At 40.4% G+C, this 9,113-nt stretch carries 7 protein-coding genes; 1 reads left to right on the top strand and 6 read right to left on the bottom strand.

Going from position 1 to position 9,113, the window contains the following annotated elements:
- Nucleotides 1-138: 138 nt before the first annotated feature.
- The 3 genes from H0Z31_02700 to pruA all read right to left on the bottom strand — a co-directional run bounded on the left by H0Z31_02700 (nt 139) and on the right by pruA (nt 4,253).
- Entirely contained in the window at nt 139-1,383 is a 1,245-nt protein-coding gene (locus H0Z31_02700; GenBank protein MBO8176345.1) for a Glu/Leu/Phe/Val dehydrogenase, read from the bottom strand.
- Between the two features lie 47 nt (nt 1,384-1,430).
- Complete coding sequence (locus tag H0Z31_02695; GenBank protein MBO8176344.1) at nt 1,431-2,624, bottom strand: ornithine--oxo-acid transaminase; 1,194 nt, start codon at nt 2,622-2,624, stop codon at nt 1,431-1,433.
- 84 nt (nt 2,625-2,708) lie between these two features.
- The gene (gene pruA, locus H0Z31_02690; protein MBO8176343.1) at nt 2,709-4,253 is read right to left on the bottom strand and encodes an L-glutamate gamma-semialdehyde dehydrogenase; all 1,545 of its coding nucleotides are present in this window, start codon (nt 4,251-4,253) and stop codon (nt 2,709-2,711) included.
- Nucleotides 4,254-4,412: 159 nt separating this feature from the next.
- Here pruA and H0Z31_02685 point away from each other — a divergent pair, with 159 nt between their 5' ends.
- Nucleotides 4,413-5,813, top strand: coding sequence for a sigma 54-interacting transcriptional regulator (locus H0Z31_02685; protein MBO8176342.1), 1,401 nt, complete (start codon nt 4,413-4,415; stop codon nt 5,811-5,813).
- A gap of 122 nt (nt 5,814-5,935) precedes the next feature.
- Here H0Z31_02685 and H0Z31_02680 read toward each other — a convergent pair whose 3' ends face one another.
- The 3 genes from H0Z31_02680 to H0Z31_02670 all read right to left on the bottom strand — a co-directional run bounded on the left by H0Z31_02680 (nt 5,936) and on the right by H0Z31_02670 (nt 9,108).
- Nucleotides 5,936-7,237, bottom strand: a complete 1,302-nt coding sequence (locus H0Z31_02680) for an MATE family efflux transporter (protein ID MBO8176341.1) — start codon at nt 7,235-7,237, stop codon at nt 5,936-5,938.
- Nucleotides 7,238-7,321: 84 nt separating this feature from the next.
- Nucleotides 7,322-8,101, bottom strand: coding sequence for an ABC transporter ATP-binding protein (locus H0Z31_02675; GenBank protein ID MBO8176340.1), 780 nt, complete (start codon nt 8,099-8,101; stop codon nt 7,322-7,324).
- On the bottom strand, nt 8,098-9,108 hold the full coding sequence (locus tag H0Z31_02670; GenBank protein ID MBO8176339.1) for an ABC transporter ATP-binding protein: 1,011 nt from the start codon (nt 9,106-9,108) through the stop codon (nt 8,098-8,100). The genes H0Z31_02675 and H0Z31_02670 overlap by 4 nt, the downstream gene beginning before the upstream one ends.
- Nucleotides 9,109-9,113: the final 5 nt, after the last annotated feature.

Here is a 9,113-nt window from a genome sequence, read left to right as displayed (position 1 = left end):
ATACTGAAAGTAGCAGGCATCCGCCAGCTACTTTCAGAGAAAAATCGAAAAAATACAAAAGCAAGTGGCGAAAAACGGCTCGTTTTTCGCCACTTGCTTTATTTTAGGGACTTATCGGACAGTCCCTTGTTATGTGAATTATACCCAACCTCTAAATTTCGATGCTTCAGCCATTTTACGAACTCCGACCATGTAAGCCGCTAAGCGCATATTGACACGACGGTTTTGCGCGGTTTGATACACATTATCAAACGCTTCTACCAATTTTTTGCGTAGTTTTTCATTCACTTCTTCTTCTGTCCAGTAATACCCTTGGTTGTTTTGAACCCACTCAAAATAAGAAACAGTCACGCCACCAGCACTCGCTAATACGTCTGGAACTAATAATATGCCACGTTCGGATAAAATGCGTGTCGCTTCCAAAGTGGTTGGTCCATTGGCTGCTTCAACAACGATGGACGCTTTAATATTATGAGCGTTTTCAGCTGTAATTTGGTTAGATACAGCTGCTGGTACTAAAATGTCACAATCAAGTTCTAACAGTTCTTTGTTCGTGATGGTATTTTCAAACAACGTTGTAACCGTTCCGAAACTATCACGACGATCTAATAAATAATCAATATCAAGTCCGTTCGGGTCGTACAATGCACCATACGCATCCGAGATTCCTATAACTTTTGCACCCGCATCATGCATAAACTTCGCTAAAAAGCTGCCCGCATTTCCGAATCCTTGGATAACGACTCGGGCACCTTTAATATCAATCCCTTTACGCTTCGCAGCTTCTTCGATACAAATGGTGACCCCTTGGGCGGTTGCTTTTTCACGGCCTTGAGACCCACCAAGAACGAGTGGTTTTCCAGTAATGAAACCTGGAGAATCATATTCACGTAAACGGCTATATTCATCGACCATCCACGCCATAATTTGTGAGTTCGTATATACGTCTGGGGCAGGAATGTCTTTTGTCGGACCAACGATTTGGCTAATGGCCCGAACATAACCACGGGATAAACGTTCTAACTCTGCCATGGACATCGTGCGTGGGTCACAGACGATGCCGCCTTTTCCTCCTCCATACGGTAAGTCAACGATGCCACATTTTAAGCTCATCCACATCGATAGTGCTTTTACTTCTTCTTCATCTACTTCCGGATGGAATCGGACGCCTCCTTTTGTTGGACCAACGGCATCATTATGTTGAGAACGATACCCAGTAAACACTTTTACCGTTCCATCATCCATACGGACAGGAATCCGAACTGTGAGCATACGTAACGGTTCTTTTAATAATTCGTACATTTCTTCGTTGTACCCTAATTTTTCAAGAGCCTCTTTAATGACATCTTGTGTTGAAGTAAATAAATTGAGATTTTCCGCCATTGAATTCGCCTCTTTTTCTAAAATCTGTCTACGATGTCATTGTAACATTATGACAGCACTTTTTTAATACGCTCGATTGCCCAATCGAGTTCTTCTTTTGTAATCACTAAAGGAGGAGCAAAGCGAATGACCGTTTCATGAGTTTCTTTACATAATAGTCCTTCTTCTTTTAAGGCTTCGCAATATTTACGGGCAGGCTCGTGAAGTTCAACCCCGATAAATAAGCCTTTACCACGAACTTCTTTAATCACTGGGTTGTTAATTTCTTTTAATTTGCTCATGAAATATTCACCAAGTTCAAGCGAACGTTCCGCTAATTTTTCTTCCACTAACACGTCTAACGCCGCCAATGAAACCGCACAAGCCATTGGGTTTCCACCGAATGTGGATCCGTGAGAGCCTGGGTTAAATACACCAAGAATGTCTTTGTTAGCAACCACACAAGAAATAGGGAATACACCGCCACCTAGCGCTTTTCCTAAAATGTACATATCAGGCTCTACATCTTCCCATTCGCAAGCAAACATCTTACCGGAACGACCAAGACCTGCTTGAATTTCGTCAGCAATGAAAAGAACGTTGTTTTCTTTACATACTTCATAAGCTGCTTTTAAGAAGCCTTCAGGAGGTAGGACAATTCCTGCTTCTCCTTGAATAGGCTCAATTAAAAACGCTGCGGTATTTGGAGTAATCGATGCTTTTAATGCTTCAATGTCTCCGTATGGAATTAATTTAATCCCAGGAAGCATTGGACCGAAGCCGCGTTTGTATTCCTCTTCAGAAGAAAGCGAAACCGCTGTCATCGTACGGCCATGGAAGTTTCCTTCGCAGGCAATAATTTCTGCTTGATCGTTTGGAATACCTTTTACATCGTAACCCCAACGGCGAGCCGCTTTAATCGCTGTTTCTACCGCTTCTGCCCCAGTGTTCATTGGTAAAGCCATTTCTTTGTTTGTTAACTTACAAATTTTTTCGTACCACGGACCTAATTGGTCGTTATGGAACGCACGAGAAGTTAAGGTCACACGATCCGCTTGGTCTTTTAGCGCTTGAATGATTTTCGGATGACGATGTCCTTGGTTCACTGCAGAGTAAGCGCTTAACATATCCATATATTTATTGCCTTCCGGGTCCTTTACCCAAACGCCTTCCGCTTCAGAAATAACAATTGGTAGCGGATGATAGTTATTCGCACCGTAACGTTCCGTTTGTTCAATAATTTGTGCTGTTTTTGTCGCCATAAAAAACACTCCTATTTCGCATAATTTTCTGACAAAAAAATAAAGAGAGGAAGAGCCTTTATTCAAAGGCTCTTGACTATTTGATTAAAGCATTTCCGAAGTTGTCTTCGCTTGCATGTGTAAGATTAAGTAGTCTGGGCCACCGGCTTTGGAGTCTGTACCGGACATATTGAAGCCACCGAACGGTTGGTAACCAACAATGGCACCTGTACAACCGCGGTTGAAGTAAAGGTTTCCGACATGGAAGTCTTCACGTGCTTTTTCGATGTTTGCACGGTTGTTGGAGATTACTGCTCCTGTTAAGCCGTATTCGGTGTTGTTCGCAATGTCAATCGCATGATCAAAGTCTTTCGCTTTTGTAAAGGCCACGACTGGTCCGAAAATTTCTTCTTGCATGATGCGCGCCTCAGGATCCACATCCGCAAAGACCGTTGGCTGGATAAAGTAACCTTTTGAGTCGTCCCCTTCGCCACCTGTCATGAGTTTGCCTTCTTGTTTTCCAATTTCAATGTAGTTCATGATTTTGTTGAAGGCGCTTTGGTCGATGACTGGACCCATAAATGTGCTTTGTTCTGCTGGGTTTCCGACTTTTAGTTCTTTTGTTAATTCGACGACGCGGTTTAATACTTGATCATACACGTCTTCGACGATGACTGCACGAGAGCATGCGGAACATTTTTGTCCAGAGAAGCCAAACGCTGACGCTACGATGGATTGAGCTGCTAATTCTAGATCCGCGTCTTTGTCGACAACGATTGTGTCTTTTCCGCCCATTTCCGCAATAACGCGTTTTAACCAAATTTGGCCTGGGTTCACTTTCGCTGCGCGCTCGTAAATGCGAATACCAACATCACGAGAACCGGTGAAACTGATGAAACGAGTTTTCGGATGATCCACTAAGTAGTCCCCGACTTCCGCCCCGCTACCTGGGATGAAGTTTAGAACACCTGCAGGAAGACCTGCTTCTTCTAATACTTCGACAAATTTATAAGCGACAACCGGAGTGGAACTTGCTGGTTTTAATAGCACAGTGTTACCTGTCACAAGGGATGCCACTGTGGTACCCGCCATGATTGCAAACGGGAAGTTCCATGGGGAAATGACCACACCGACACCTAATGGGATGTAATTAAATCGGTTAAATTCACCCGGACGGCTTTCCACTGGAATTCCGTCTTTTAATTTCAACATTTGACGACCGTAATACTCCATGAAGTCGATCGCTTCCGCTGTATCGGCATCGGCTTCTTTCCATGGCTTACCTGCTTCTTTTACAAGTAAAGCAGAAAACTCATGCTTGCGACGACGAACGAGCGCAGCCGCTTTAAATAAAATATCTGCACGCACTTCTGGTTTTACTTTTTTCCATGTTTGGAACGTTTCGTACGCCACGTTCATCGCTTTTTCCGCGAGTTCTTTGTTCGCTTTAGAAACGCGACCGATTACTTCTTCTTTGTTCGCTGGGTTGATCGAAACGATTTTGTCTTCTGTTGTCACGCGCTCGCCGCCGATGACTAGCGGATAATCTTGACCTAAATAACTTTCAACAAGCTTTAATCCTTCTTGGAACGCTCGCTTATTCTCTTCTTTCGAAAAGTCCGTAAACGGTTCGTGTTTGTACGGGATCATGGAAAGCTCCTCCTCTTATCGAAAAAAATTTTTTCATCGCTTACCGCAAAATTTATTTGCTTCAAAATTTTCTTTACATATATAATAATGCAAAAATTCATTGCATTTTTCAAGGGATTTTCTTTACAATGTTATCGTACCCTGAACGGAGGGATTTAAATGGGAAACGATTGGAATGAGCATTTATTATCTATTTATGAACAACTCCTTGAGAAAATGGATTTAGGCATACACGCCATCGACCGTGATGGAAAAACGATTATTTACAATCCGAAGATGATGGAAATTGAAGGGATGAATATTGAGGACGTCTTAGATAAAAATTTACTTGATATCTTTCAATTTAGTGATAATGAAGAAAGTACGTTATTAAAAGTGTTGAAAACTGGGGAAAGTATTTTAAACGTTAAACAAACGTATTTTAATTATAAAGGTCAAGAAATTACAACCATTAATAATACGTATCCGATTGTTGTGGACGGGGAAACAGTAGGAGCGGTTGAGTTTGCGCGCGACGTCACCAAGCTAGAAAAAATTTTGCGCGAAAACATGTTTGTAAAAGGAACACCGAAGTACACCTTTGATCAAATCATTGGTACGTCCCCATCACTTTTAGAGGTGATTGAAACAAGTAAACGGGCCACCCGGACGACTTCATCAGTTTTAATTGTGGGGGAAACAGGAACCGGGAAAGAACTGTTTGCCCAAAGTATTCATAACGGGAGCCCCCGTGCCCATCGACCGTTTGTTTCGCAAAACTGTGCAGCTTTTCCTGCTCAATTACTGGAAGAAATTTTATTCGGAACAACGGAAAATGCGTATCCTGGTGCTGTGGACCGCCCAGGATTGTTTGAGCAAGCGGAAGGCGGCACCGTTTTATTAGATGAAATTCATGCGCTCCATCCTTCGTTACAAACGAAACTTTTACGTGTATTACAAGAAAAAACGGTACGGCGAATCGGGGATACGACGGATCGAATCGTAAATGTGCGGATTATTGCGACGATGAATGAAGATCCGATTGATGCGATTAGTGCTCAGAAATTAAGAAAAGATTTGTATTATCGGTTGAGTGTTGTTACTCTATTTTTACCCCCACTAAGGGAGCGAAAAACAGATATTCCGGCGCTTATTCAATGTTTTATCAACAAATATAATCAGCTGTTTAGCTTAGACGTCAAGGGAGTATCAGATGATGTACTGCAATTATTTGACGAATACGACTGGCCAGGCAATGTCCGAGAGTTAGAACATGTGATCGAAGGGGCGATGAACATCATTGAGCACGAACAAACGATTGAATATCAACATTTACCGCTCCATTTCCGGCAAAAATCGCACCGTCAAGATCAAACGTTTTCTACTCAATTATTAATTCAAAGTCATCGGGATATTAAACCGCTGGACGAATACATGCAAGAAGCGGAAACGTATTATTTGCAAAAAGCGTTACAATATCATCAATACAATATTACAAAAACCGCAGAAGCGCTCGGCATGAGCCGTCAAAACCTGCAATACCGCATTCGCAAATACAACATCGAAAGGCCGAAGTCATGAATAAAAGAGCATGGTTTTCCGTGCTCTTTTATTTATTTAACTATAATTTTTTTAAGGTTTTAGTATTTTCTTTTTATAAGAGAAAAAGGAATATATTAATTTTTTACTAACAAATACCATCCTTAAACTGCTAAGCGCTTTTCTAAAACAAAAAGATATTTCCATAAAACAAGTGAACGTGAAAGACTAAAGAGTATAAAAGATAACCATAGGCCATTATTCCCTAAAAACGGAATAAACGACCAATAAGAAATTAAAAATACGATTAACGAAATCACCATCGAATTGCGAAGCGGTTGAACTTCAGTTGCTCCAGAAAAAATTCCTTGTAATTGTAACCCCCAGAAACCCACTATCGGAAACATCGCAACCCAATAACCATAAGAAATAGCGATTTGCTTTACTGCCTCAATGTTTGTAAATAGTGAGACGATATGTGTGTCGAAACTTACCATCGTTACAGCAAGCACTATTGAGACAAAAAAAGCCCAAACAGCTGATAACTTAACGGCTTGACTATATAGTTCTTTATGCTTTGCTCCCATGGCTCTTCCAACAAGAATACTTGCTGCATTTGCAATTCCATCAAAAATGTAAGCCATGATAAAATGAACCTGAAGAAGAATGGCATTCGCCGCCAATACTTGATCTCCAAAGGTAGCTCCTTTTTCTGTAAATAGCCCAAATACTGTTAACAGACAAACTGTGCGAATGAATAAATCGCGATTTACCTTCACCATTTCGTAAATTTTGTTCGAATCAAAAATTTGGTTCCTTTGCATCTTAAACTTTGTAAAATTGCCACCATATAGAACGAACACCATCCCAATCATGAAAGCTGTAATTTCTGAAATCAAAGTTGCAAATGCAACTCCTCCTACTCCCATGTTTAACACAAGTACAAATACAGCATCCAAACCGATGTTCAACAAATTCATAAACACTTGTATGAACAAAGCCGAACGCACACGTGACAGTCCGATTAACCATCCAACAATGGCGTAGTTCATCAGGGCAAACGGAGCACCCCAAATTCGAATGTCAAAATATTCAGCTGCGTGTCCGATTACTTCTTCACTTGGCTGAATCATCCAAAAAGCGGACGTTTGAATTAAATCCTGAAATAGAATAAATAACAAACCAAATCCTACAGCTAACAACAAAGGACGTAAGAACATTAACTTTACTTCATGCTCATTCTTTGCTCCATGTGCTTGTGCTGTAAACCCAGATGTGCTAACTCTTAAAAAACCGAGCAACCAATACATCGTATTAAAAATTAAAGAACCGACCGCTATCCCTCCGATATATGCCGCATCTGGTAATCTTCCAACCATAGCTGTATCGACAGCACCTAATAATGGAGTAGATAGAGCTGATAAAATGAGTGGAACGGCTAATCCTATAAACTTTCGATGTCCAATCCTTGATTTATCTTGTAATACATACCTAGAAGTGGCTGCCACCTTATTTCTCCTCCAATTTAAAGAAAATCATTTTCATTACGATCAATACTCCAAAGACATAGCAGAAGAAACAAGTTGACGGGTGTAAGGATGTCTTTCTACTAAGAACATATCTTTTACGTCGAACTGATCAACTAAACATCCTTGTTTCATGACTAAAATTCGATTACTAATGTAATGAACCGAAGGAAGATCATGAGAAATAAACAAATAGGCGACACCTAAAGTTTGTTGCATTTCCTTCAACAAATTTAAAATTTGCGCTTGAACAGATACATCTAAACTAGCAGTTGGCTCATCACATATCAGTAAACTAGGTTGCAGACTAAATCCCCTTGCAATTGCTACCCGCTGTTTTTGTCCCCCACTTAACTCATGAGGATAGCAATCTAATACTCTTTTTGACAAACCAACCATATCTATTAACCTCTCCATCATTAAACGTGAAGAATGACGAATATCTTTTAAAAACTCAGGCGTCACTTCTGGAAAATTCTCAAGCGGCTCAATGATTGACTTCCAGATTGGCAACTTAGGATTTAAAGAAGAATGCGGATCTTGGAAAATTACTTGGACGTGTTTCCTTAAGTTTCTTAATTGTTTTTCCTTTAATTCATTTAAAGGATGACCTAAAAGGACAATTTCTCCATCATCTGCTTGGTCAAGCGCTAAGATGAGACGGGCAATTGTACTCTTTCCGCTTCCACTTTCCCCTACCAAACCTACCGATTCACCGGAACCAATAGAGAATGTTACTTTGTTCACAGCTTGTACCTGTTTATACGCTTTAGAAACATTCCTCACTTCAAGCAACGTATTCATATAGAAATCACGCTCTCTTTTATCAAATGAGCCTGAGCGACGTGACAGGTAATATCGTGATCGTTGTTAATACTTGTTCTTTTTAATGGCTCCTTTAAACATACCGGTTCCTTTATTGGACATCTTAAAGCAAAAGGACATCCATTTTCATAAATCAATCCAGGTTCTCCTGGTATGGTTACCAATGTATCTTTATGCTTAGTAATCGATGGTCTAGATTGTAATAATAACTTAGTATATGGATGATAAGAGTGCTGTCTTAATTGAGACGCTTTAGCTAATTCCAGAATGCGCCCTCCATACATCACAGCAATCCAATCTGCTCTTTGAAGGGCAAGTCCAATGTCATGGGTAATGAGTAAAAATGAACAATCATTTTCTTCCTTTAACTTTGTGATATGATCCATGATTTTCTGTACAGTACAAACATCCAATGCGGTTGTTGGCTCGTCTGCAATCAATAAAGAAGGTTTTAAAATCATAGCAGTGGCCAGTGCTGTACGTTGAAGCTGTCCACCACTTAACTCAAAAGGATAACTATTCCATATGCGTGTAGATGGCAAATCAACTTTGTCTAGTGCGTCGAGCACCTTTTCTTTCGCTTCCTTTTGACTACATCTCTCATGGGTTTTTATCACTTCCGTCATTTGTTTACCGATTTTGAAAAACGGTGTAAAGCTTCCTCTATAATCTTGAAATACATATCCAATTCCCTTACCTCTAAACTTTTTTCGTTCTTTTTCTGTCATGCTGACGATATTTTTATGTTGAAAAAAAATACTTCCACTCTGAATACAAAGCGATTTCGGCAGAAGCCCTAATATAGCCAAAGATGTTACACTCTTTCCGCTTCCACTTTCACCCACTATCGCCAATGTTTCTCCCTTTTTTATACGAAATCCGATATCTTTTACAATCGTTCGTATCACACGATTTTTCTTCTTTACCGTAATATGTAGCTGTTCAACCCGCAAAACATCGTCATCTTGGTAAAAAATCGTACTCACCCTCC

Origin of the sequence: Bacillus sp. (in: firmicutes) (assembly GCA_017656295.1) — a bacterium.
Lineage (GTDB): Bacteria > Bacillota > Bacilli > Bacillales > JACDOC01 > JACDOC01.
The sequence above is the reverse complement of the archived record's forward strand: the minus strand, read 5'-3'. Positions and strand labels throughout refer to the sequence as shown.

What these genes read in the sequence shown, in the direction of transcription:
- H0Z31_02700 (MBO8176345.1), bottom strand. Translation starts at nt 1,383, where the DNA reads ATGGCGGAAAATCTCAATTTATTTACTTCAACACAAGATGTCATTAAA.
- H0Z31_02695 (MBO8176344.1), bottom strand. Translation starts at nt 2,624, where the DNA reads ATGGCGACAAAAACAGCACAAATTATTGAACAAACGGAACGTTACGGT.
- pruA (MBO8176343.1), bottom strand. Translation starts at nt 4,253, where the DNA reads ATGATCCCGTACAAACACGAACCGTTTACGGACTTTTCGAAAGAAGAG.
- H0Z31_02685 (MBO8176342.1), top strand. Translation starts at nt 4,413, where the DNA reads ATGGGAAACGATTGGAATGAGCATTTATTATCTATTTATGAACAACTC.
- H0Z31_02675 (MBO8176340.1), bottom strand. Translation starts at nt 8,101, where the DNA reads ATGAATACGTTGCTTGAAGTGAGGAATGTTTCTAAAGCGTATAAACAG.